Genomic DNA, 22,835 nt, shown 5'->3' with positions numbered 1-22,835 from the left:
ACTGCAGGGGGGACCCTGTGGGAGAGTAGGACACCGCCGAACAATTGTTGAGAGAGGGCCCCGTATCCATTGGATGCGGGGCCCTCTCGCGTTTCCGGGTCCGTATTTCTCCGTGGCGGTCCCATGGACCCCTGTGCCGGTGGGGTGCTCGGCTGACGGTAGGGTCAGGGATCATCGTCGGCACGTTCCACACAGGAGGCCCCCGGGTGGAGGTCCAGGAGACCCGCGTTCAGACGGACCGGGTGCTCACCATCCCCAACATCCTCAGCATGGCCCGTCTCCTCGGTGTGCCGCTGTTTCTGTGGCTGATCCTCCGGCCGGAGTTCGGTGGGCCCAAGAGCGACGGCTGGGCCCTGCTGGTCCTGATGCTCAGCGGCGTCAGCGACTATCTCGACGGAAAGCTCGCCCGGCGATGGAACCAGGTCAGCAGCCTGGGCCGACTTCTGGACCCCGCTGCCGACCGGCTGTACATCCTGTCCACACTGGTCGGTCTGACCTGGCGGGACATCCTTCCCCTCTGGCTTACCGCAGCCCTTCTGGCACGTGAGCTGATGCTGCTGGTGATGGTGGGAATCCTCCGCCGGCACGGCTATCCGCCGCCCCAGGTGAACTTCCTGGGCAAGGCCGCCACCTTCAACCTCATGTACGCCTTCCCGTTGCTGCTGCTGAGTGACGGCTCGGGGTGGCTTGCGTCACTTGCTGCTATTTTCGGATGGGCCTTCGCAGGATGGGGTACAACTCTGTATTGGTGGGCAGGGATCCTCTATGTGGTCCAGGTTCGCCGACTCGTCAAGGCGGATACAGCGGCCGATTGACCTCGTAGATGCAGCGCCCGGCAGTGTGGCCGGCCGCGCCTGACGCCAGAGGGCCTCTTTGGGCGAGTGAAGTCGGCTGGTCCGTCGTCTCTCAAGGAGGACGCTTCCGACATGAAGGCCGTCGTGATGGCCGGTGGCGAAGGAACCAGGCTTCGCCCCATGACTTCCAGTATGCCCAAGCCGCTCCTGCCAGTCGCCAACCGGCCGATTATGGAGCATGTGCTGCGGCTGCTCAAGCGGCATGGTCTCAATGAGACCGTCGTGACCGTGCAGTTCCTCGCTTCGCTCGTCAAGAACTATTTCGGTGACGGCGAAGAGCTGGGAATGGAGCTCACTTATGCCAATGAGGAGAAGCCACTCGGCACAGCGGGCAGTGTGAAGAACGCCGAGGAAGCGCTCAAGGACGATGCATTCCTTGTCATCTCGGGTGACGCTCTCACCGATTTCGACCTTACCGACCTGATCTCCTTCCACAAGGAGAAGGGTGCGATGGTCACGGTGTGTCTGACCCGGGTGCCCAACCCGCTTGAATTCGGCATCACCATCGTCGACGAAGAGGGAAAGGTCGAGCGCTTCCTTGAGAAGCCGACCTGGGGCCAGGTGTTCTCCGACACGGTGAACACCGGGATCTATGTCATGGAGCCGGAGGTCTTCGACTATGTCGAGGCCGATGTCTCCGTGGACTGGTCCGGCGATGTGTTCCCCCAGCTCATGAAGGACGGCAAGCCGATCTACGGCTATATCGCCGAGGGCTACTGGGAAGACGTCGGTACGCACGAGAGCTATGTGAAGGCCCAGGCCGACGTTCTTGAGGGCAAAGTCGACGTCGACCTCGACGGATTCGAGATCTCGCCCGGTGTCTGGGTGGCCGAAGGCGCCGAGGTGCATCCGGACGCCGTTCTGCGCGGACCGCTGTACATCGGTGACTACGCCAAGGTCGAAGCCGATGTCGAAATCCGAGAACACACGGTCGTGGGATCCAACGTCGTCGTCAAGAGCGGTGCTTTTCTGCACAAGGCCGTGATCCACGACAACGTGTACATCGGAGAGCACTCCAATCTCCGTGGCTGTGTCATCGGCAAGAACACCGACATCATGCGGTCCGCCCGAATCGAGGACGGCGCGGTGATCGGTGATGAGTGCCTGGTCGGTGAAGAATCGATTGTCCAGGGCAATGTGCGGGTCTACCCGTTCAAAACCATCGAGGCCGGCGCGTTCGTCAACACCTCGGTGATCTGGGAGTCGCGGGGCCAGGCCCATCTGTTCGGTGCCAGAGGGGTCTCCGGGATCCTCAATGTGGAGATCACTCCGGAACTGGCCGTACGGCTGGCCGGCGCGTATGCCACGACCCTCAAGAAGGGGGCCACCGTCACGACGGCGCGTGACCACTCCCGTGGCGCGCGAGCGCTCAAGCGGGCCGTGATCTCCGCGCTCCAGGCCAGCGCCATCGACGTACGCGACCTGGAGAACGTGCCCCTGCCCGTCGCACGGCAGCAGACCGCGCGCGGCAGCGCCGGGGGCATCATGATCCGTACGTCTCCCGGAGTGCCCGACTCCGTCGACATCATGTTCTTCGACGAACGCGGAGCCGACCTCTCGCAGGCCGGGCAGCGGAAGCTGGACCGGGTGTACGCACGACAGGAGTACCGGCGGGCGTTCCCGGGCGAGATCGGCGATCTGCACTTCCCGGCCAGTGTCTTCGACTCGTACACCGGCTCACTGCTGCGCAATGTCGACACGACGGGCGTGGCCGAGTCCGGACTGAAGGTCGTCGTGGACGCCTCCAACGGCAGCGCGGGCCTTGTACTGCCCAGTCTGCTCGGACGGCTGGGGGTCGACGCCCTGACCATCAACCCGGGGCTGGACGAGGCCAGGCCGACCGAGTCCGCGGACACCCGGCGGGCCGGTCTGGTGCGGCTCGGTGAGATCGTCGCGTCCGCGCGAGCGGCCTTCGGGGTGCGCTTCGACCCCGTTGGCGAACGGCTCTCCCTCGTCGACGAGCGCGGTCGCATCATCGAGGACGACCGTGCGCTGCTGGTGCTGCTCGACCTGGTCGCGGCCGAGCGGCGCAGCGGACGGGTGGCCCTGCCGGTCACCACGACCCGTATCGCCGAGCAGGTGGCCGCGTACCACGGCACCCAGGTGGAGTGGACGACCACCTCGCCCGACGATCTGACCCGGGTGGGCCGGGAGGAGACCACCATCTTCGGCGGCGACGGCCGAGGTGGTTTTATCGTGCCGGAGTTCAGCAGTGTCTTCGACGGGACGGCGGCCCTCGTACGGCTGGTGGGTCTGGTGGCCCGTACCCAGCTCACCCTGAGCCAGATCGACGCGCGGATTCCCCGGGCCCATGTGCTGCGGCGGGATCTCGCGACGCCCTGGGCGGTCAAGGGGCTCGTCATGCGGAGGGTCGTCGAGGCCGCCGGTGACCGGGATGTGGACACGACCGACGGGGTGCGGGTCGTCGAGGCCGACGGCCGCTGGGTGATGGTGCTGCCCGATCCCGCGGAGGCCGTCACCCATCTGTGGGCGGAAGGGCCCGATGACGCCTCCGCGCAGGCCCTGCTCGACGAGTGGGCCGCGGTGGTCGAGAGCGCAGGTCACTGACGTGTGACCGGTGGGCCGACAGGCGCCTTGAGGTGCCCGCCGGCCCACCGGTGGGGCCATTCGGCGGTAGCGGCCACGACGTGCGACGATGTGCGGCATGCCGCAGCAGCCCCCCATTCGGAGCACTGGTTCTCCGCCCGCGCGCCCGGATGCCTCCATGTCGCTGCTGACGAATGTGATGGAGCACAGCCTCGACGACGGATACGCGGAGGCGGCGGCGCGCCGCCGGGCAGAGGGGGCCGGGCTGCCCCGCACGCTGCGGGCCAGACTCGGTCTCGCGGCCGGGCTGGTACTCGCCGCCATGGTCGTCACCGTCGGGGCCGCGGAGGCCCGGATAGCGGCCCCGGTCCTGGCCAAGGAGCGCGAGGAGCTGATTGACCGTATCGAGGCGGAGACGGCCGACGCGGATGCCCTGGAGGACGGTGTCGACAAGCTCCGTGACGAGGTCGGGGAACGGCAGCGCAAGGCCCTCAGCACGGACGGCTCCGGACAGGAGCAGCTGGCCTCCCTGCTCGCCGGGGCGACGGAGGTCGACGGTTCGGGGGTCGAACTCGTCGTCGACGACGCGAAGGACACCGAAGGGGGCGGTGGCGGCGGACCGCGGGAGAGCAGCGGGTTCAGCGATACGGGCCGGGTCCGGGACCGCGATATGCAGCGGATCGTCAACGGGCTGTGGGAATCGGGAGCCGAGGCCGTCGCCATCAACGGGCAGCGGCTGACCGCCCTGTCCGCGATCCGCGCGGCGGGAGACGCCATACTGGTCGACAACAGGCCGCTGGTACCGCCGTACACCGTGCTGGCCGTGGGGGACGGGAAGAAGCTGGGCACCGCGTTCCAGGACAGCGCCGACGGACAGTATCTGCACGCGCTGCGGGAGAACTTCGGGATCCGTTTCAGCATCTCTCCAGAGGACAAGGTGCGTCTTCCGGCTGCCCCGAGCCTGATCGTACGTACAGCAGAGCCGGAAACCGCCGACGCCGGGAAGGGCAGCGGAACGAGTACGGCCGACACAGGGAAGGGCGCATCGTGATCGCCGTACTGGGCCTCGTCGTGGGAATCGTGGCCGGACTGCTGGTCCGGCCCGAAGTTCCGGCGGTGGTCGAGCCCTATCTGCCGATTGCCGTCGTCGCTGCGCTCGACGCCGTCTTCGGGGGTCTGCGGGCCATGCTGGACGGGATCTTCGTGGACAAGGTGTTCGTCGTCTCCTTCCTGTCGAACGTGGTGGTGGCGGCCTTGATCGTATTTCTCGGTGACAAGCTGGGGGTCGGCGCGCAGCTGTCCACGGGCGTGGTGGTCGTGCTCGGTATCCGGATCTTCTCCAACGCCGCCGCGATCCGCCGGCACGTCTTCCGGGCGTGAGGCCGATGGACAGCGAGATGAACGACGAGAAGCGTCCCGAGGCCGCGGCGGCACCGCCGGAGCCGCTGAAGGACCGCGGGCCCGAGTCCGTCGCCTCTGAGGCCGGTACCGGGGCCGGAGAGGGCGAACGGGAGCGATCGGCCCCGGAACCGCCGCAGCGGCAGCCGTCGGTCCCGCAGCCGCCCGGTCCCCGATCCGAGCCCTCCCGGCTCCTGGACGGGCCGGCTCCGGTCCCGCAGCCGCAGTCCGACCCGCCCGGGGCCCCGGACACGGCCGCCGGGCCGGCTCCCGCCGCCGGGGGCACTGCCGCGCTGACCGGCCGCCAGCGGCTCAAGGCGGGGCTGTGGCCACCGAGAGTCACCCGTGCCCAACTCATCGTCGCCGTGCTGCTGTTCGTCCTCGGTCTCGGTCTCGCCATCCAGGTCCGCTCCACCAGCGACAACAGCGCGCTGCGCGGGGCACGTCAGGAGGACCTCGTCCGCATTCTCGACGAGCTGGACAACCGCACCCAGCGGCTCCAGGACGAGAAGCAGCGCCTGGAGGGCCAGCGGACGGAGCTGGAGAACAGCTCGGACCAGGCCGAGGAGGCGCGCAGACAGACTCGGCAGAAGGAACAGCAGCTCGGCATCCTCGCGGGTACGGTGGCGGCCCGGGGCCCGGGCATTACGCTCACCGTCGGGGACCGCTCCGGCACGGTGGAGCCCGACATGCTGCTCGACGCGATTCAGGAGCTGCGTGCGGCGGGCGCGGAGGCGATCCAGGTCAACGGCATCCGGGTGGTGGCCGATTCGTATTTCACGGGCACGGGCGGTGACATCAAGGTGGACGGAAAGAAGATCTCCGCGCCGTACCGTTTCAAGGTGATCGGCAAGCCGCAGGATCTGGAACCCGCCCTGAACATTCCCGGCGGTGTGGTCCAGACATTGGAGAAGGAGCAGGCCACGGCCACGGTGGAGCGCGCGGAGGAGATCGTCGTGGACGCCTTGCGACCCGCGAAGCGGCCTGGCTACGCTCGGTCGTCGGCGCAGTGAGGCGGGGGAGCATGGGATCCCGGGTGCCGGCGCGAGCGGTTGCGGGGGGTCGGCACACCGAGGTCGTGCCGCGTGGTGGAAACTGTCTGACGGGTACGGACGTTGTGAGGATGTCCGGGTCGGCAGGTGTGATCAATGAGGGTTCGTCCTGCCCCACGGGCGGGTCTATTTCGGTCAAGGGGAATCGCCCGTGAAGTTGTTTGCGAAGTTGTTCGGCAGGGGCTCACGCGAGGACGGCGGCAACGCCAGGCATCGCGCGCGGCGTCATGGCCAGGATGAGGAGCAGGGCGCCGAGAGGCCGCTGTTCCGGGACGAGGTCGCTGGTCCGGGCGGTGGCTTTCCCGGTGGGCCGGGCGCGTCGTCTGTTGACCCTGCCGGTCCCGGCCGCATAGGTTTCGGGGAACCATCAACCTCAAGTACGGGTGGAGGGTTTGCCCCCGACCCGTATGCGACCAATCCCCACGGGGGACAGCCGCGGCAGGAGGATCCGTCCATGGCGGGCGTGACGGTTTGTACGAGGTGTGGGCACCGCAATGCCGAGTCCAGCCGGTTCTGCTCCAACTGCGGTGCGCCGCTGCGGGGCGGTGCTCCGGCCGAGCGCCCCTCGGAGACGACGTCGACGATCTCCATCTCCGGGCTGGAGGCGTACGACTCCGAGGTGACGGGGCAGACCCAGCTCCCCTCGCTCTCCCCGGAGGCCCAGGCCGCCGTCGACGCCCTGCCGCTCGGCTCGGCGCTGCTGGTCGTCCGCCGCGGTCCGAACTCCGGAAGCCGCTTCCTGCTCGACGGTGAGCTGACCACCGCCGGCCGTCACCCGCAGAGCGACATCTTCCTCGACGACGTGACCGTCTCCCGGCGGCATGTCGAGTTCCGCAGGGGCCAGGACGGCAGCTTCAGCGTCGCCGACGTCGGCAGTCTGAACGGCACCTATGTCAACCGGGAGCGCATCGACGCGGTCTATCTGGCGAACGGCGACGAGGTCCAGATCGGCAAGTACCGACTGGTCTTCTACGCGAGCCACGCGAGCCAGCGGGGCATCTAGCGGCACGCTCCCGACAGGGGCCCGTCAGGGAAGGTACATGCTGCGAACACCGACGACGGGCGGTGCCGGTCACGGCACCGCCACCGCGGGCGAGAGGCTGATGAGCATCGGTACGGTGCTCAATCACCTGCGTGAGGAGTTTCCCGAGGTCACGATCTCCAAGATCCGCTTTCTGGAGGCCGAGGGGCTGGTCGAGCCGAGGCGCACTCCGTCGGGGTACCGCAAGTTCGGCCCGGAGGACGTGGGGCGGCTGGCGCAGATCCTGCGGATGCAGCGTGACCACTATCTGCCGCTGAAGGTCATCCGTGAGCACCTCGACGCGGTGGCCCGGGGTGAGCAGCCGCAGCTGCCCGCTCAGGGGCCTCGGTGCGAGCTGCCCGACGGTTCGTGGGAGGCCGACGCCGAACGCCGTACGGCGGCCAGGGTGGGGCGCTCCGAGCTGCTGGCGGCCGCCGAGGTCAGTGAGGAGGACCTGGCCGAATGGGAGTCGTACGGCCTGCTCGTGCCCGATGCCGGAGGCGGCTATGACGCCGAGTCCGTGACCGTGGCCCGTCTGGTGGCCGATCTGGGCAGATTCGGTCTTGAACCACGGCATCTGCGAGCCATGAAGGCGGCCGTGGACCGGGAGGCCGGGCTCGTCGAGCAGGTGGTGGCACCCTTGCGGCGGCATCGTAATCCGCAGACCAGAGCCCATGCGGAGGCCACCGCGAAAGAGCTCGCGGCCCTGTCCGTACGGCTGCACGCGGCCCTGATGCAGACCGCTCTCGGGGTCCGTCTCCACTGATCATGAACGTGCCCGACTACCCAAAGAGGCCGGGCACGTCCTAGGGTTGCTGTGTGAACGAGCTCGACGTTGTGGGTGTCCGGGTGGAAATGCCCTCCAACCAACCGATCGTGCTCCTGCGTGAAGTGGGAGGCGACCGGTACCTCCCCATCTGGATCGGTCCCGGGGAGGCGACCGCCATTGCCTTCGCCCAGCAGGGCATGGCACCGGCCAGACCGCTGACCCATGATCTCTTCAAGGATGTGCTGGAGGCGGTGGGGCAGGAACTCACCGAGGTCCGCATCACCGACCTGCGGGAAGGGGTCTTCTACGCGGAGCTGGTCTTCGCCAGCGGAGTCGAGGTGAGCGCCCGCCCGTCCGATGCCATAGCGCTCGCCCTGCGCACCGGTACGCCGATCTACGGCAGTGACGGGGTGCTCGACGACGCGGGGATCGCCATCCCGGACGAGCAGGAGGACGAGGTGGAGAAGTTCCGCGAGTTCCTCGACCAGATCTCCCCGGAGGACTTCGGAACCAACAGCCAGTGACCGCCGACCGATGACAGTGACGGGTGGCCGCCGCCGGTGTCAGTCCGGCCGGTCACCCGTTCGGCGGCTCCGGCGCATTCGAGTAGCCTTTCCCCGATACAGGGCACGGGAAACCACTCTCAGGGTGATTATCACTCGGCGTGCCGAGTGTGGCGATCGTTGACGCACCCCTGGTGACTGCCTACCGTCGAGTCGGCAGGTCAAGGACGGAGGTCGGCGTGAGAAGCAGCGGCGACGGTGCGGTAGGGGGCGCCCCCGGACGGAGTCTGGGGGAGAGCGGACCGTATCCGCTTCAGAGGGGTGCGGCCGAACCGTCCACGGAGACGGTCGGCTATCGCGGGCCCACCGCGTGCGCGGCGGCGGGCATCACATATCGGCAGCTCGACTACTGGGCGCGTACCGGGCTGGTCGAGCCCAGCGTGCGCCCGGCGTACGGATCCGGCACCCAGCGGCTCTACAGCTTCCGCGATGTGGTCGTCCTCAAGATCGTCAAGCGCTTCCTGGACACCGGGGTGGCGCTCCAGAACATCCGGGCCGCCGTCCAGCATCTGCGGGAGCGGGGCCTCGCCGATCTGGAGCGGATGACGCTGATGAGCGACGGGGCCACGGTCTACGAGTGCTCCTCGCCCGACGAGGTCGTGGATCTGCTCCAGGGCGGCCAGGGGATCTTCGGTATCGCCGTCGGCGTGGTCCGGCGGGACGTCGACGCGGCACTGTCGCAGCTGCACGGCGAGCGGATCGACACCGGCGAGACCCTCATCGGGAACAATCCCGCCGATGAGCTGGCCAGACGCAGACGCGACCGGGCGGTCTGAGAGGGACGCGCCGCCGGTCCGGGGGACGGCGGGTTGTCAGTGGCGTAGGGCAGCATCGGAGATGTGAGATCCGCGCCGACGATTCTGCATCTGGACATGGATGCGTTCTACGCCGCAGCCGAGCAGGCGGCGAAGCCGTCCCTGCGCGGAAAGCCGGTGGTCGTCGGCGGTCTGGGGCCGCGAGGCGTGGTCGCCACGGCGTCGTACGAGGCCAGACGTTTCGGGGTGCACTCGGCGATGCCCATGGCGCAGGCCCGCAGGCTGGCGCCGAACGCGGCGTATCTCGTGCCCCGGTTCTCCCTGTACCGATCGGTCAGCGAGCAGGTCATGGAGCTGCTGGGCAGGCTCTCACCGCTGGTGGAGCCGCTGAGCCTGGACGAGGCGTTCGTGGATCTGGAGGCGGGCGGCGCGGCCCGGGACTCGCCGTCGGCGAGGGCGGCGGGGGAGCGGCTGCGGGAGGACATCCGGGCGGTGACCGGCCTCACCGGCTCCGTGGGGCTGGCCGGATCCAAGATGCTGGCGAAGATCGCCTCCGAGCAGGCCAAGCCGGACGGTCTCGTCCTGATAGAGCCCGGTACGGAGCGTGAGCTGCTGGGGCCGCTGTCCGTCCGGACGCTGCCCGGCGTCGGACCGGCCACCGGTGAGCATCTGCGGCGGGCGGGGATCACGGTCTGCGCCGAGCTGGTGGAGGCGGGCGAGGACGAGCTGGTACGTCTGGTGGGCAAGGCCCACGGCGTGTCGCTGTACCGGATGGCCCTGGGGTACGACGACCGGCCCGTGGTCGCCGAGCGGGATGCCAAGTCGGTGTCGGTCGAGGACACCTTCGATGTGGATCTCCACGACCGGGTGAGGATCCGGCTGGAGGTGGAGCGTCTTGCCGAGCGCTGTGTGGAGCGGCTGCGGGCGTCGGGGCATTCCGGGCGGACGATCGTGCTGAAGGTCCGGCGGTTCGACTTCTCCACGCTGACCAGGTCGGAGACCCTGCGCGGGCCGACCGACGATCCCGCGGTGGTGCGGGAGGCGGCGGCGCGGCTGCTGGAGTCCGTGGACACGACCGGAGGGGTGCGGCTGCTGGGTGTCGGGGTCAGCGGGCTCGCGGACTACACCCAGGAGGACCTGTTCGCCCAGGCGGCGGCGGAGGCGCGGGCGGTGGACGAGGGGGGACTGGGGGAGGGCCGGGCGGCGGATGAGCGGAGAGGCACGGACGAGGGGGTGCGGGAGGCCGGGGGAGAGTCCGTCGGTCCGGGAGCGGAGCCCGGGGGCACATTGCCACCTGGGTCGGGCCCGGCCGCCGCAGGGGCCGCCGTCGGCCTTCCGGGGAGGGCCGACGGAGCCGGAGAGACGCTCCGTGACGGCGGGGACACACCGGCGGGCGAGCAGGGCCGGGAACCGGCGGTGGCCGGGGCGGACAGTGGGGCCGGGCGGGGCCCGCGGGGGGCGTCTCACCCGGCCGGGGGCACCGGTGCCGTCGGTGTCGCGGAGACCGGAGGGCTGGGCCGTCCGGGTGAGTCCGCCACCGGCGCTCCCGGGGAGCGCCGGTGGCCGGCCGGGCACGATGTACGGCACGCCGTGTACGGGGCGGGCTGGGTGCAGGGCAGCGGGGTCGGGCGGGTCACCGTGCGGTTCGAGGAGCCGGGCTCGCCGCCGGGGCGCGTACGCACCTTCCGCGTGGACGACCCGGACCTGGAGCCGTCCGATCCGCTGCCGCTGGTGGCCGCGGGGGAGGACCCGGATCAGTCCTCCTGCCCGGCGACCTTGCCGAAGGAGCGGTCGCGGGACGGGGGTGACTCGGGGGCCACGGAGAGTTCGAGCCCGTAGTGGTGGTAGAGCTGGAGTTCCTGCTCGGGGGAGAGATGGCGGCCGACCCCGAAGTCCGGCGCGTCCTTGATCAGCGAGCGCTCATAGGGCACCCGCAGGGTGTCGTCGGCGAATGTGCTCGGCTCCAGCGGGACGAACGCGTCACGGCTGAAGAGCCCGGTCCGGACTGCCGCCCATTCGGGTGTCCCCGTGGCGTCGTCCAGATAGACCTCGTCAATGGTTCCTATCTTGACCCCATTGCGGTCGAACGCCTTGCGGCCGATCAGGCTGCGCGGATCGATATCGGTCTGCACGGTCCCTCCAAAGGTCGCAATTGCTGCTTAAATCATACGAAAGTGCACATCGTGGGCGTCGGCCACTTGAGCGATCGCGGAAAGGGCGCGCTGGTAGGCTGACAAGCGGCTGTTGACCCCGTGCGGGAGAGTCCACCGGCAGGACGACGGTGGCGCCGAAGGAGCAAATCCTCCCCGGAATCTCTCAGGCACCTGTACCGCACGGACGAGGTCACTCTGGAAAGCAGAGCGGGCGTCGGACGGCATCCGCTCTCACCGACGGTGAAAGCCGGAGCGCCCCGGTCACGGGCGGTCCGGTGAAACTCTCAGGTTGAGATGACAGAGGGGGAGGCCGTCCAGGGCATCCGCCGTGATGCCCCTCGCAGGTCGCGTCAGACCAGGAGGCCTCCTACATGACCGCCAACCGCATTCCGCTCTCGCAGCTGGAGCGAGCCGTACCCTTCGAGCAGCGCCACATCGGGCCCGACGCCGAGGCCCAGGCCAAGATGCTGGCGCAGGTGGGATACGGCTCGCTGGACGAGCTGACCGCCGCCGCGGTGCCCGACGTCATCAAGAGCGCCGGGGCGCTGGACCTGCCCGGTGGACGCTCCGAGGCCGAGGTCCTCGCCGAGCTGCGCAGCCTCGCGGAGCGCAACAGGGTCCTCACCCCGATGATCGGCCTCGGCTACCACGGCACCTTCACCCCGCCGGTGATCCTGCGGAACGTCATGGAGAACCCCTCCTGGTACACCGCGTACACGCCGTACCAGCCGGAGATCTCCCAGGGCCGTCTGGAGGCCCTGCTGAACTTCCAGACGATGGTGGCCGATCTGACCGGACTGCCCACCTCCGGCGCGTCACTCCTCGACGAGGGCACCGCGGCGGCCGAGGCCATGTCGCTGGCCCGCCGGGTCGGCAGGGTCAAGGAGGGCGTCTTCCTGGTCGACTCCGATGTGCTGCCGCAGACGATCGCGGTGATCCGCACCCGCGCCGAACCGACCGGCGTCGAGGTGGTCACCGCCGATCTGAGCGACGGCATCCCCGCCGGGGTCGCCGAGCGCGGTGTGTTCGGTGTGCTCCTCCAGTATCCGGGCGCGTCCGGCGCCGTCCGGGACATCAGGCCCGTCGTCGAGCAGGCGCACGGCCTCGGCGCGATCGTCACCGTCGCCGCGGATCTGCTGGCCCTGACCCTGCTCACCTCACCGGGCGAGCTGGGCGCGGACATCGCCGTCGGCACCACCCAGCGCTTCGGTGTCCCCATGGGCTTCGGCGGGCCGCACGCGGGCTATATGGCCGTACGCGAGAAGTTCGCCCGGAGCCTGCCCGGACGGCTCGTCGGCGTGTCCGTGGACGCCGACGGGAACAAGGCGTACCGCCTCGCGCTCCAGACCCGTGAGCAGCACATCCGCCGGGAGAAGGCCACCAGCAACATCTGCACCGCGCAGGTGCTGCTGGCCGTGATGGCGGGGATGTACGCGGTCTACCACGGCCCCGACGGACTGCGGACGATCGCCGCGCGGGCCCACCGGTACGCCGCACTGCTCGCCGAGGGGCTGAGGGCGGGCGGCGCCGAGATCGTGCACGGCTCGTACTTCGACACCCTGACCGTGCGGGTACCGGCCGCCGCCGACGTGGTCGCCGCCGCCCGGGAGGGCGGGGTCAACATCCATCTCGTGGACGAGTCCCATGTCTCCGTCGCCTGTGACGAGACGACCTCCCGGGCCGACGTCATCGCCGTCTGGAGCGCCTTCGGCGTCGACGCCGACATCGAGTCGCTGGACGCGGCCACCGGGGACGCGCTGCCCGGGGCGCTGCTGCGCACCGACGACTACCTGACCCACCCCGTCTTCCACCAGCACCGCTCCGAGACCGCCATGCTGCGCTATCTGCGCCGGCTGGCGGATCGGGACTACGCGCTGGACCGCGGGATGATCCCGCTCGGCTCCTGCACCATGAAGCTGAACGCGACCACCGAGATGGAGCCGGTCACCTGGCCCGAGTTCGGGCAGATCCACCCCTTCGCCCCGGTCGAGCAGGCCGCCGGATATCTCACGCTCATCCGTGAGCTGGAGGAGCGGCTCGCCGAGGTCACCGGCTACGACAAGGTCTCCATCCAGCCCAACGCCGGATCCCAGGGCGAACTCGCCGGACTCCTCGCCGTGCGCGCGTACCACCGCGCCAACGGCGACGAGCAGCGCACCGTCTGCCTCATCCCCTCCTCGGCACACGGCACCAACGCCGCCAGCGCCGTGATGGCGGGCATGAAGGTCGTCGTCGTCAAGACCTCCGACGACGGCGAGATCGACATCGACGACCTGCGGGCCAGGATCGAGCAGTACCGGGACGAGCTCTCCGTGCTGATGATCACCTACCCGTCCACCCACGGGGTGTTCGAGGAGCACGTCGCCGACATCTGCGCCCGGGTGCACGACGCCGGCGGCCAGGTCTATGTGGACGGGGCCAATCTCAACGCGCTGGTGGGGCTCGCCAAGCCGGGCAGGTTCGGCGGCGATGTGTCCCATCTGAATCTGCACAAGACGTTCTGCATCCCGCACGGCGGCGGCGGCCCCGGTGTGGGCCCGGTCGGTGTGCGGGCTCATCTTGCCCCGTATCTGCCGAACCATCCGCTCCAGCCGACCGCGGGTCCCGAGACGGGGGTGGGACCGGTCTCGGCCGCTCCCTGGGGCTCGGCGGGCATTCTGCCGATCTCCTGGGCCTATGTCCGTCTGATGGGCGGCGAGGGCCTGAAGCGGGCCACCCAGGTCGCGGTGCTCGCCGCCAACTACATCTCCAAGCGGCTGGAGCCCCACTACCCCGTGCTGTACACGGGCCCCGGGGGGCTGGTCGCCCATGAGTGCATCGTGGATCTGCGCCCGCTGTCCAAGGCGACCGGGGTCAGCGTCGACGACATCGCCAAGCGGCTGATCGATTACGGCTTCCACGCGCCGACGATGTCGTTCCCGGTGGCGGGGACGCTGATGATCGAGCCCACCGAGAGCGAGGACCTGGCGGAGATCGACCGGTTCTGCGACGCGATGATCGCCATCCGCGCGGAGATCGAGAAGGTCGCGTCCGGGGAGTGGCCCGCCGAGGACAACCCGCTGCGGAACGCGCCGCACACCGCCGCAGCGCTGGGCGGGGAGTGGGAGCACGCCTACAGCCGGGACGAGGCCGTCTTCCCCGCCGGGGTGAGCGCCGCCGACAAGTACTGGCCGCCGGTCCGCCGTATCGACGGCGCCTTCGGCGACCGTAACCTCGTCTGCTCCTGCCCTCCGCTGGACGAGTACGACAACTGACGGGAGCCCGGCCGGTAGCGGGTGTGCGTCGGGGCCGGTCCGGAGCAACTCTCCGGCCGGCCCCTCGTCGTGGCCGAAGCCGCTCACCGTACGGACGCGCTCCGCTCGCGCGGAGCATGCGGTCCTACGGGCGGCCTTTCGTCGAGCCGTCAGGCCCTGCGGTCAGATGGTCGTACGGGCGGTGGCCCGCCCTGCGACGCGGCTTCTGTGGCGCCTACCGCGCGGTGATGGCGGGGCGCCGGGTTGTTCATGGGGGGGTGGGCGCCGAGGTGTTCTCCCGGCAGTTCGAGGGGCCAACGCGTAGCCGGGTTACGGGGGCGGACGCTGTGCTTCGGCAGGCGGCGGGCCCGGCGGGATCCGGACGGGAGGCCCTACGCGGCCTTCATTGCCCGGAGCGGACGGTGCGGGCCGATGATCTGACCGTCGGGCAACAGCCCTCCGGTGTCCTCGAAGACGAGGACGCCGTTGCACAGCAGGCTCCAGCCCTGTTCCGGGTGGTGAGCCACGAGGCGAGCCGCGTCCCTGTCGGCTGAGTCTGATGTCGGACAAGCAGGCTGATGCTGGCACATGGGCGGGATCTTTCGCTCTGATGTGGTGAGTGTCCTGCGGCTCGATGAGTTGTTCATGGCCGCCCCCCGTATCTCTCGGTCCGGTCCCAGTGTTGCCGCACGAGCGTCAATCCGCAGGGATTTCGCGGCAGCTCGTCTTACTGGTTAGAGACGTATCACCCACGCGGACGGTTCAGCTCAACTTGACTGTCCTTTCGGGTGGTTCAGGGGGGCCGGGATGGACTAGTCCATCCGGGCAGGCGGTGCGCCCCGCTGTCGGGCGGTCACGGGGCGCGACCGATGGCCTTCCCGTTGGTGGGACGGGAGAGTGAAACGGGAAGGCGAACGGGAAGGGGGACGAGTTAGCGAAAGAGTGCAACGGGAGGGAGGACGGGAAGGGAACGGGATCAGGCCGGTGAGCCGAGGAGCGGGCCGGGGGGCAGCCGCAGGGTCATCACCGGGAGCAGATCGGCCACCCGGTGGGGCCGGTGGGCCGCGATACCGGGCGGCGCCGGCGCGAGGGGCACCAGGACGTCGGTGGGCCTGGGGGTGCCCGATGAGGCGTCGGCCTCCGTGTCCCCGTGCAGCCAGAGAGTGAGCATGTACAGCTCGGGGACGGACAGCAGACGCGGCTGGAACGGAGTCTTGAGGGACTCGGCCTGCAGAAGCGCCTGTTCGGTGGAGCGCAGATAGGGACCCTCGAAGAAGTGCGAGAACGTCCAGCCGTCGGGGCTGAGCACGGTCTCCGCGGCGGCCAGTGAGCGATCGCCGCCGCGGATCAGGAAGCGCCACCCCGTGAGCCGGGTGGTGGGCGGGCCGCCGTTCGGTACGACCCTGTCCAGGACATGGACCGGGAGCGGGGACTCCGGGCTGACGGGCCCCTGGGCGGACCTGAGCGCGGGGGTGCGGTCCTCACGGACCGCCGTCGGGGAACTGAGTGCCGCGAGAACGCTGCGGAGGGCAGGTGAAGGGGGCGGGAGGACATGCAGCGGCATGGTGGGTCGCCTCTCACTCGGGAGACACGGTGGAACCAGGGCAGGTGCGGACGGCGCTGTCAGCGTGCGGGGCCAGAGGGGGGCCGGAAGGGCCACCGGGTGCCAACTCTCTGCCTCGTTCGCGGAGTTTATACGACACGTGTTCTCACGGTGTTTCCGCTAGCGTTCGCAGGCATTAAGAGCAAGGTGGGTTCAGGTCCCGCGCACACGGGTGTTCTGCCGGATTTCCGGTGATTTTCAGGCGATAACCTGGGAATACGGCTACGCATCGGTAGGCCGAAACCCGTCGGCGTTTTCATCAGGCGATGAGCGGAGGTAGGTGCGTCCTGCACCCTGCCGAGGGGCCGTGCCGTCCGGCCGCTCCTGCCACAGTACCGGTCGAGCGGACTCCGCGCCGCGTTATGGATCAGTCAGTCTGGGCATTATCGTCCGTGACGCGAGCGGGAGAAGCTCCGTGGTGCCCACCCGAGGAAGGACACTTCGATGGGGGACAAGGTCGAGGCAGGCGGGTTCGCGCTGTCCGATCGTCAGCGGTACCGGCGGAAGCTCCAGCAGTGCCTGGCCGCGCTGGGCCGACTGCTGGCGGAGAAGCGATTCGACCGGCCGAGGAATCTCATGGGCCTGGAGATCGAGCTGAATCTCGCAGGCACTGACGGACTGCCTCGGATGGTGAATGCGGAAGTACTCGAACGTATCGCGAGCCGGGATTTCCAGACGGAACTCGGAATGTTCAATCTGGAAGTAAACATTGTTCCGCACCGCCTCGGCGGCCGGGTTTTCGACCAGTTGGCGGAGGAGCTGCGCACCGGTCTCGGTTATGCCCATCGAAAGGCCCTGGAGATCGGTGCCGGGATTGTGATGACGGGCATTCTGCCGACCCTCACCCAGGAGGATCTGGTCAGCGCGAATCTCTCCGACGACGAGCGCTACACGATGCTCAACAGCGAGATCGTGGCGGCCCGCGGCGAGGAGTTCACCCTGGACATCCAGGGCGTGGAGCGGCTGACCTGCACCTCGGCGTCGATAGCTCCGGAGGCGGCCTGTACCTCGGTGCAACTGCACCTCCAGGTGACGCCGGCCCGGTTCGCCGATGTGTGGAACGCCGCGCAGGCGGTGGCGGCGGTCCAGGTCGCCGTGGGCGCCAACGCGCCCTTCCTGTTCGGCAAGGAACTCTGGCGGGAGTCCCGGCCCCCGCTGTTCCAGCAGGCCACCGACACCCGGCCGCCCGAGCTCCAGGCCCAGGGAGTACGTCCCCGGACCTGGTTCGGGGAGCGCTGGGTCAATTCCGCGTACGACCTCTTCGAGGAGAACATCCGCTATTTTCCGGCCCTTCTGCCGATCGTCGACGACGAAGAGGATCCGCTGCGGATCGTCGACGAGGGCGGAATTCCCGCACTTTCCGAACTCGTCCTCCACAACGGCACGGTCTACCGCTGGAACCGCCCGGTCTACGGCATCGCCGACGGGGTGCCCCATCTGCGGGTGGAGAACCGGGTGTTGCCCGCGGGCCCCACCGTCATCGACGTCGTCGCCAACGCCGCCTTCTACTACGGGCTGGTCCGTGCCCTCGCCGAGGAGTCGCGGCCGGTGTGGACCCGGCTTCCGTTCGAAGACGCGGCGGAGAACTTCGACACCGCGTGCCGCGACGGTATCGAGGCCGAGCTCAGGTGGCCGCGTCCGGGACGGGCGGGCGAGATCACCACCGTGCCCGTGGTCAAACTCGTACGGGACGAACTGCTTCCGCTGGCCTCGGCGGGGCTGGACGCGTGGAACGTCGAACCCGCGGACCGCGACCGCTGCCTCGGGGTGATCGAGGAACGCTGCAAGCGGCGGGTCAACGGTGCCTCGTGGCAGTCGGACACCTACCACCGGGCCCGGGACGCCGGACTCGGGCGGGACTCGGCCCTCGCGGCGATGACCCGCCGGTACTGCGAGCTCATGCACCAGGGGGATCCGGTGCACACCTGGCCGGTCGGCTTTCCCGGAAGGGAGACGGCGGCGGGCTGAGCCGCCCGGGCACCGCTCCACGGCGCACTGAACGAGTGGATCCGCCCCCGGCGGCGTGTCCGGGACCGCCCGGGGTGAAGATGGGCGGGCGGGACTACTCAACGGGAGGCACGTGTGCAGATGGAGGCGGGACCCCTGGCTGAATCTCCTCCCCCGGAGGTCATGCCACGAAGGATTCTGCGGTCCGAGATACTCCTGGTGCTCGCGCTGTCACTGGGCGCGAGCGCGGTGTCGTCGCTGATCAGCTTTGTCGGCTCACTGACCAGACCGGCGAGCCTGAAGGAGCAGGCGGCCAATCTGAACGCGTCGTACGCACCCGGGCGGCCCTGGCTCGATCTCGCCTGGCAGCTCTTCGGTATCGCGACGGCACTGGTCCCGGTCCTCCTGGTCGCCCATCTGCTGACCAGGGAGGGCGCCGGAGGGCTGCGCTCGATGGGCTTCGACCGGACCAGGCCGTGGCCCGACCTCGGACGCGGAACGCTGGTCGCGGCGGGCATCGGCAGCGCTGGGCTCGCCTTCTATCTGGTGGCCAGGGCCACGGGGTTCAATCTGACCGTCGTGCCCGAGTCACTGCCCGAGGTGTGGTGGAAGTTCCCCGTACTGATCCTCTCGGCGATCCAGAACTCCGTGGTGGAGGAGGTGATCGTCGTCGGCTATCTGCTGCGCAGACTCGGGCAGTTGGGCTGGTCCCCGACGGCGGCGCTGGTGACGAGTTCGGTGCTCCGCGGCTCGTACCACCTCTACCAGGGGATCGGCGGCTTCATCGGCAATATGGTCATGGGCGTCGTCTTCGTCCTGCTGTACCGGCGGTGGGGGCGGGTGGGTCCCCTCGTGGTGGCCCACGCGCTGCTCGACATCGTCGCCTTTGTGGGATACGCGCTGCTGGCGGGGAAGGTGAGCTGGCTGCCGACGGTGTGAGCGGTGGCGGACAGGGACGTACGGGGACGGTCCGTACGCCCTTCTCCGGTACGGCGTCCCTGGGTGCGGCACTCGCGGGGTGGTCCTGACCTCTCCGCCTGCCGGTCCTGTGGGGCCGACAGGTTTTGTCAGGGCGCGGTCAGCAGGTCGCCGTCGATGACCGTGACCGCCCGGCCGGAGAGCAGGGTGCGGTCGCCGCGCAGAGAGGTGCGGACCAGGCCGGAGCGGGCGGATGCCTGGAGCCCGGTCAGTTCCGTACGGCCGAGGCGCGCCGACCAGAGCGGCGCGAGCGCGGTGTGCGCGCTGCCGGTCACCGGGTCCTCGTCGATGCCCACTCCCGGGAAGAAGCAGCGGGACACGAAGTCATAGCCGCCGTCCGGGCCGTCGGCCGCCGCGGTGACGATCACGCCCCGGTCGGAGAGGGCGGCGACGGCGGCCGGATCCGGAGTCAGCCCCCGTACGGTCCTCTCGTCGGCGACCTCGACGACCAGATCGCCGATGTGCGGGCCGGTGTCGTGCACCGAGAGCACCTTCGCGCCGATGGCCGCCGTCACGGCGTCCGTGATCTCCAGGGGAGTGAGCGGGGAGGTCGGGAAGTCGAGCGTGATCGTGCCGTCCTCATGGCTGGTCGCGGAGAGAATCCCGCAGCGGGCGGCGAAACGGACCGTGCCGCTCGCGGTGCCGGTGGTGTGGAGCACATGGGCGGTGGCCAGCGTGGCATGGCCGCACATGTCGACCTCGGTGGCCGGGGTGAACCAGCGCAGCGCCCAGTCGGCGTCGCCGCCAGGGGGCAGGGGGTGGGCGTAGGCGGTCTCGGAGAGGTTGACCTCGGCGGCGAGCTTCTGGAGCCAGGAGTCGTCCGGGAAGTCCGGGCCGTCCAGAAGGACCACCGCGGCGGGGTTACCGGCGAAGGGGCGAGGTGTGAAGGCGTCGACGATTCGGATCCGCATGGCCTCGACGGTAGCGGGTGCGCATGCTTGGCAGGGGCGGTGCCCTCGTGCCTTTTCCCTGGTGGGGGAGGGGCAGGGCGACCGGTCGCACCGGACCCCGGCCGGTCTCACCGCGGGGGTGTCACCGTCCGCCGGACCGGATCAGGAACAGGCGCTGTCGGCGACGGCGAACAGGCCGCGTACCGAGGTGCCGTCCGCCTCCAGCCAGGGGGCGGTGACGTGTCCCAGGGGGTGGGGGCCATGTGCGGGGAGGCCGTCCGGGAGAGGGCGGAGGACCCGCTTGATGCCGAGGTGCATCCGGGCTTCGGCCGGGGTGGGTCCGGTGCCGATGACGATGTCGGTGCCGTGGGAGCCGCTGGTCACGGAGACGATGTCGGTCAGGGGGCCTTGGCCGGGGCCGGCGAAGTGGCCCGTGACGGAGCCGTCCGGGGTGTTGCTCTCGTGCTGGGCCTGGGGAACGGCGTCGCCGGTCATCAGGGCGAGAAGCCGGGTGACGAGCACCGGGTCGTGGGTGCCGTCGTAGATCCACCGCCGTCCGAGTACTCCGTGTTCCGAGGTACCGATCAGGGCCCGGCCGGCATCGTCGAGGGGTGCGCCCCGGTACGTCAGCGGGAGGAGGTAGGTGACCGCCTCGCCCGCGGATGTGTCGGTGGCCACGATGAACTCGATCCCCACCTGCCCCTCGGGATCGTCGAGGCGGAAGCCGCCGACCGGGGCGGGCGCCGCTGCCCGGCTGCCGCCCCGATACCAGGGCTGGGTCGGGAGCCACCCGGCCAGCAGCTCCGTTTTGGTGGGGTTCATCGTCGTCCGGTGGATGACGGCCACGTCATGACTCCCTGCGCCTGCGGCGAAAAACTGCGGTGCCGGCGAACCTACCAGGCGGCTCCGGCGGGACCTCGGTGAGCTCCGCCGGGGTGGATGGGCGGGCCGCTCGCGGCCGGGCCGGATCCCTTTCCCTGGCGACCGGTTTCCTGGCGACCGGCCGTCCGTGGTGCCCGGCACGCCCTGCCGCGGCTCGATGGCGCCAGGAGAACGTACGCTGCGCACCCGGCATACCCGACAGCCGGGATCACGGGCGGTTCGGGCCCGGCCGCCGGGGACGGGGCCGGAACCCCGGGGGCAGGCCGCCGTCGTCCCGTCCTGAGCGATCTGGTCCGACCACATGCCCGTGACCTGGTGCGACCAGATCAACCGAGACGGGTGAATCCCCGGAACGTCAGGTGATCCGGTCCGCCACGGGACAGCCCATCGATCCGGATGCCACCCGCCGTCTCACATGATCTGGTTGCCGGCACCGATGTCCGGCTCTCAGCAACTGAGAGCAGAATCCGTGGCTACCGTGCCGCGCGGTAGCCACGGATTTCTCACACCACGCTTGTGGCGAAGGGCTGGAGACAGGCCGGTACGTGATACTGAATCTGCCCTGACCAGTGCGGGGAGCATCCAGTCTCAACCTGCGGTACAGGAGAGCATGCCGATGAACCTGGGTCTCACCGACAAGGTTGCCGTCGTCACCGGTGCCAGCAAGGGCATCGGCTTGGCCATCGTCGAAACCCTGGGCCGGGAAGGCGCCCGCGTCGTCGCCGGCAGCCGTACCCGAACCCCCGAGCTCGCCGCACTGTGTGAGAGGTACGGCGTCACTTTCGTTCCCGTCGATCTGGGTGAGGCCGACGGCCCCGACCTGCTGATCCACGCAGTTGCCGAGCGCCACGGACGGATCGACGTGCTGGTCAACAACCTCGGCGCCACCCATCCCCGCACCGGCTTCCTGAACATCGATGACGCCGAGTGGCGGACCGTCTTCGATCTGACCTTCTTCAGCGCGGTCCGCACCAGCCGCGCCGCGCTACCCCATCTGCTCGCCGACGACGGCGGAGCGATCGTCAACATCAGCTCCATCAACGCCCGCCTGCCCTTTCCCGCGGTCGTCGACTACTCAGCGGCCAAGGCTGCCCTGAGCAATCTGACCAAAGCCTTGTCGGAGGAGTTCGCCCCACAGGGCGTACGCGTCAACGCCATCGCCCCCGGACCGGTCCGCACTCCCTTCTGGACCGATCCCGGAGGCTTCGCCGAGGCCACAGCAGCCGGCACCGGCAAGAGCGCCGAGGAGACCCTCGACGAGGTCCTGCCCCGGCAGATGGGCATCTCCACCGGGCGAATCACCGAACCCCGGGAAGTGGCTGAACTCTCCGCCTTCCTTGTCTCCCCACGCGCCGCCAACATCACCGGCGCGGAATTCGTCATTGACGGTGGCCAGATCAAGACCACCTGACCCCATCGATCGAGACGACGGGCGAAGGGAACCAGGTCATGTGAGACCGGGACCAGATCGCTTGAGGCGGGACAACCGCGATTTCGGGCCGAGCCTTGTCGGCAAATAGTTTCCGATATATCGTTGAAGCATCGCGACAGATCAACGATGGAAGGAGCGTAGCGATGCGTTCACATGGACACGAACACGGACATGGACAGTGCGGGCCCGGCCATCAGGGTCGTGGCGGTTTCGAGGGGCGCCGTGGGGCGTTCGGTCAGTTCGGGCCGCCGTTCGGCGGGCCCTTCGGTGGCGGGCGCGGTCGCGGAGGCGGCAGGGGGCGGGCCCGGCGCGGTGATGTGCGGGCGTCGATCCTGGCGCTGCTCAAGGACCGCCCGATGCACGGATACGAGATGATCCAGGAGATCGGCGAGCGCAGTGGTGGGGCCTGGAAGCCCAGCCCGGGCTCCGTGTATCCGACGCTTCAGCTGCTGGAGGACGAAGGGCTGATCACCAGCGTGAGCGAGGGCGGCAAGAAGCTGTTCACGCTCACCGACTCCGGTCGTACCGAGGCCGAGGCGGGGCCGGACGCCCCGTGGGAAGAGGCCGGGCGCGGAGTCGACTGGGACGCCGTCAATGAGATCCGGCAGGCGGGCTGGGGGCTGATGGAAGCCTTCGGTCAGGTCTGGAAGACGGGCAGCGCCGAACAGCGGCAGAAGGCCGTCGAGGCCATCAACGAGACCCGCAAGAAGCTCTATCTGATCCTCGCCGACGAGCACTGAGTCGGGGGAGGCCCGTGG

Annotated in this window: 20 protein-coding genes and 1 riboswitch; of the genes, 15 read left to right on the top strand and 5 right to left on the bottom strand. The window is 69.4% G+C overall.

Going from position 1 to position 22,835, the window contains the following annotated elements; genetic code table 11:
* Positions 1-206: 206 nt before the first annotated feature.
* The 10 genes from ACIBCM_RS24935 to ACIBCM_RS24890 all read left to right on the top strand — a co-directional run bounded on the left by ACIBCM_RS24935 (position 207) and on the right by ACIBCM_RS24890 (position 10,798).
* Positions 207-815, top strand: a complete 609-nt coding sequence (locus tag ACIBCM_RS24935) for a CDP-alcohol phosphatidyltransferase family protein (protein ID WP_399246731.1) — start codon at positions 207-209, stop codon at positions 813-815.
* 111 nt (positions 816-926) lie between these two features.
* Positions 927-3,422: a sugar phosphate nucleotidyltransferase gene (locus ACIBCM_RS24930; protein ID WP_399246729.1), complete on the top strand. Its 2,496-nt coding sequence runs from the start codon at positions 927-929 to the stop codon at positions 3,420-3,422.
* 97 nt (positions 3,423-3,519) lie between these two features.
* Complete coding sequence (locus tag ACIBCM_RS24925; RefSeq protein WP_399246728.1) at positions 3,520-4,452, top strand: DUF881 domain-containing protein; 933 nt, start codon at positions 3,520-3,522, stop codon at positions 4,450-4,452.
* On the top strand, positions 4,449-4,781 hold the full coding sequence (locus tag ACIBCM_RS24920; RefSeq protein WP_389267550.1) for a small basic family protein: 333 nt from the start codon (positions 4,449-4,451) through the stop codon (positions 4,779-4,781). Before ACIBCM_RS24925 ends, ACIBCM_RS24920 begins: the two co-directional genes overlap by 4 nt.
* A gap of 17 nt (positions 4,782-4,798) precedes the next feature.
* Positions 4,799-5,812 carry a DUF881 domain-containing protein gene (locus ACIBCM_RS24915; RefSeq protein WP_399246726.1) on the top strand — a complete coding sequence of 338 codons (1,014 nt, stop codon included), beginning with the start codon at positions 4,799-4,801 and terminating at the stop codon, positions 5,810-5,812.
* Between the two features lie 148 nt (positions 5,813-5,960).
* The gene (locus tag ACIBCM_RS24910; RefSeq protein WP_399246762.1) at positions 5,961-6,854 is read left to right on the top strand and encodes an FHA domain-containing protein; all 894 of its coding nucleotides are present in this window, start codon (positions 5,961-5,963) and stop codon (positions 6,852-6,854) included.
* A 37-nt stretch (positions 6,855-6,891) separates the two neighbouring features.
* Positions 6,892-7,638: a MerR family transcriptional regulator gene (locus ACIBCM_RS24905; RefSeq protein WP_399246724.1), complete on the top strand. Its 747-nt coding sequence runs from the start codon at positions 6,892-6,894 to the stop codon at positions 7,636-7,638.
* A gap of 53 nt (positions 7,639-7,691) precedes the next feature.
* Positions 7,692-8,165, top strand: coding sequence for a bifunctional nuclease family protein (locus ACIBCM_RS24900; protein WP_006123076.1), 474 nt, complete (start codon positions 7,692-7,694; stop codon positions 8,163-8,165).
* 266 nt (positions 8,166-8,431) lie between these two features.
* Positions 8,432-8,980, top strand: a complete 549-nt coding sequence (locus tag ACIBCM_RS24895; protein WP_399246760.1) for a MerR family transcriptional regulator — start codon at positions 8,432-8,434, stop codon at positions 8,978-8,980.
* Between the two features lie 63 nt (positions 8,981-9,043).
* Entirely contained in the window at positions 9,044-10,798 is a 1,755-nt protein-coding gene (locus ACIBCM_RS24890; RefSeq protein ID WP_399246722.1) for a DNA polymerase IV, read from the top strand.
* Here ACIBCM_RS24890 and ACIBCM_RS24885 read toward each other — a convergent pair.
* Positions 10,714-11,091 (bottom strand): PRC-barrel domain-containing protein, encoded by a 378-nt coding sequence (locus tag ACIBCM_RS24885; protein ID WP_399246720.1) that lies wholly within the window; start codon positions 11,089-11,091, stop codon positions 10,714-10,716. The two genes, ACIBCM_RS24890 and ACIBCM_RS24885, sit on opposite strands and share 85 nt — an antisense overlap.
* Positions 11,092-11,204: 113 nt before the next feature.
* Positions 11,205-11,301, top strand: a riboswitch (glycine riboswitch).
* Positions 11,302-11,483: 182 nt separating this feature from the next.
* Here ACIBCM_RS24885 and gcvP point away from each other — a divergent pair.
* Positions 11,484-14,366: an aminomethyl-transferring glycine dehydrogenase gene (gene gcvP, locus ACIBCM_RS24880; RefSeq protein WP_399246718.1), complete on the top strand. Its 2,883-nt coding sequence runs from the start codon at positions 11,484-11,486 to the stop codon at positions 14,364-14,366.
* Between the two features lie 371 nt (positions 14,367-14,737).
* Here the strand turns inward: gcvP and ACIBCM_RS24875 are convergent, their stop codons facing one another.
* Positions 14,738-14,935: a DUF5999 family protein gene (locus tag ACIBCM_RS24875; protein ID WP_399246716.1), complete on the bottom strand. Its 198-nt coding sequence runs from the start codon at positions 14,933-14,935 to the stop codon at positions 14,738-14,740.
* Positions 14,936-15,321: 386 nt separating this feature from the next.
* On the bottom strand, positions 15,322-15,909 hold the full coding sequence (locus ACIBCM_RS24870; RefSeq protein ID WP_399246714.1) for a hypothetical protein: 588 nt from the start codon (positions 15,907-15,909) through the stop codon (positions 15,322-15,324).
* 483 nt (positions 15,910-16,392) lie between these two features.
* Between ACIBCM_RS24870 and ACIBCM_RS24865 the strand changes: the two genes are divergently transcribed.
* Positions 16,393-17,916, top strand: coding sequence for a glutamate--cysteine ligase (locus tag ACIBCM_RS24865; RefSeq protein ID WP_399246712.1), 1,524 nt, complete (start codon positions 16,393-16,395; stop codon positions 17,914-17,916).
* 120 nt (positions 17,917-18,036) lie between these two features.
* Complete coding sequence (locus ACIBCM_RS24860; RefSeq protein ID WP_399246758.1) at positions 18,037-18,834, top strand: CPBP family intramembrane glutamic endopeptidase; 798 nt, start codon at positions 18,037-18,039, stop codon at positions 18,832-18,834.
* Between the two features lie 128 nt (positions 18,835-18,962).
* Here the strand turns inward: ACIBCM_RS24860 and ACIBCM_RS24855 are convergent, their stop codons facing one another.
* Together ACIBCM_RS24855 and ACIBCM_RS24850 are read right to left on the bottom strand one after the other, a co-directional pair.
* On the bottom strand, positions 18,963-19,784 hold the full coding sequence (locus ACIBCM_RS24855) for a PhzF family phenazine biosynthesis protein (protein ID WP_399246711.1): 822 nt from the start codon (positions 19,782-19,784) through the stop codon (positions 18,963-18,965).
* 141 nt (positions 19,785-19,925) lie between these two features.
* Complete coding sequence (locus ACIBCM_RS24850) at positions 19,926-20,609, bottom strand: 1,4-alpha-glucan branching protein (protein WP_399246709.1); 684 nt, start codon at positions 20,607-20,609, stop codon at positions 19,926-19,928.
* A gap of 652 nt (positions 20,610-21,261) precedes the next feature.
* On the opposite strand from ACIBCM_RS24850, the gene ACIBCM_RS24845 reads away from it, so the two are divergent.
* Both ACIBCM_RS24845 and ACIBCM_RS24840 read left to right on the top strand, forming a co-directional pair.
* Complete coding sequence (locus ACIBCM_RS24845; protein ID WP_399246756.1) at positions 21,262-22,056, top strand: oxidoreductase; 795 nt, start codon at positions 21,262-21,264, stop codon at positions 22,054-22,056.
* A 164-nt stretch (positions 22,057-22,220) separates the two neighbouring features.
* Positions 22,221-22,817 carry a PadR family transcriptional regulator gene (locus tag ACIBCM_RS24840; RefSeq protein WP_399246707.1) on the top strand — a complete coding sequence of 199 codons (597 nt, stop codon included), beginning with the start codon at positions 22,221-22,223 and terminating at the stop codon, positions 22,815-22,817.
* Positions 22,818-22,835 lie beyond the last annotated feature (18 nt).

It is taken from the genome of Streptomyces sp. NPDC051018 (genome assembly GCF_044456085.1).
GTDB lineage: Bacteria > Actinomycetota > Actinomycetes > Streptomycetales > Streptomycetaceae > Streptomyces.
Note: the sequence above shows the minus strand (reverse complement) of the source record. Positions and strands in the feature narration are given on the sequence as shown.

Coding starts and splice junctions, on each gene's coding strand:
- ACIBCM_RS24840 (WP_399246707.1), top strand. CDS start 22,221: ATGCGTTCACATGGACACGAACACGGACATGGACAGTGCGGGCCCGGC.
- ACIBCM_RS24860 (WP_399246758.1), top strand. CDS start 18,037: ATGGAGGCGGGACCCCTGGCTGAATCTCCTCCCCCGGAGGTCATGCCA.
- ACIBCM_RS24915 (WP_399246726.1), top strand. CDS start 4,799: ATGAACGACGAGAAGCGTCCCGAGGCCGCGGCGGCACCGCCGGAGCCG.
- ACIBCM_RS24925 (WP_399246728.1), top strand. CDS start 3,520: ATGCCGCAGCAGCCCCCCATTCGGAGCACTGGTTCTCCGCCCGCGCGC.
- ACIBCM_RS24855 (WP_399246711.1), bottom strand. CDS start 19,784: ATGCGGATCCGAATCGTCGACGCCTTCACACCTCGCCCCTTCGCCGGT.
- gcvP (WP_399246718.1), top strand. CDS start 11,484: ATGACCGCCAACCGCATTCCGCTCTCGCAGCTGGAGCGAGCCGTACCC.
- ACIBCM_RS24930 (WP_399246729.1), top strand. CDS start 927: ATGAAGGCCGTCGTGATGGCCGGTGGCGAAGGAACCAGGCTTCGCCCC.
- ACIBCM_RS24905 (WP_399246724.1), top strand. CDS start 6,892: ATGCTGCGAACACCGACGACGGGCGGTGCCGGTCACGGCACCGCCACC.
- ACIBCM_RS24875 (WP_399246716.1), bottom strand. CDS start 14,935: ATGTGCCAGCATCAGCCTGCTTGTCCGACATCAGACTCAGCCGACAGG.
- ACIBCM_RS24870 (WP_399246714.1), bottom strand. CDS start 15,909: ATGCCGCTGCATGTCCTCCCGCCCCCTTCACCTGCCCTCCGCAGCGTT.
- ACIBCM_RS24865 (WP_399246712.1), top strand. CDS start 16,393: ATGGGGGACAAGGTCGAGGCAGGCGGGTTCGCGCTGTCCGATCGTCAG.
- ACIBCM_RS24845 (WP_399246756.1), top strand. CDS start 21,262: ATGAACCTGGGTCTCACCGACAAGGTTGCCGTCGTCACCGGTGCCAGC.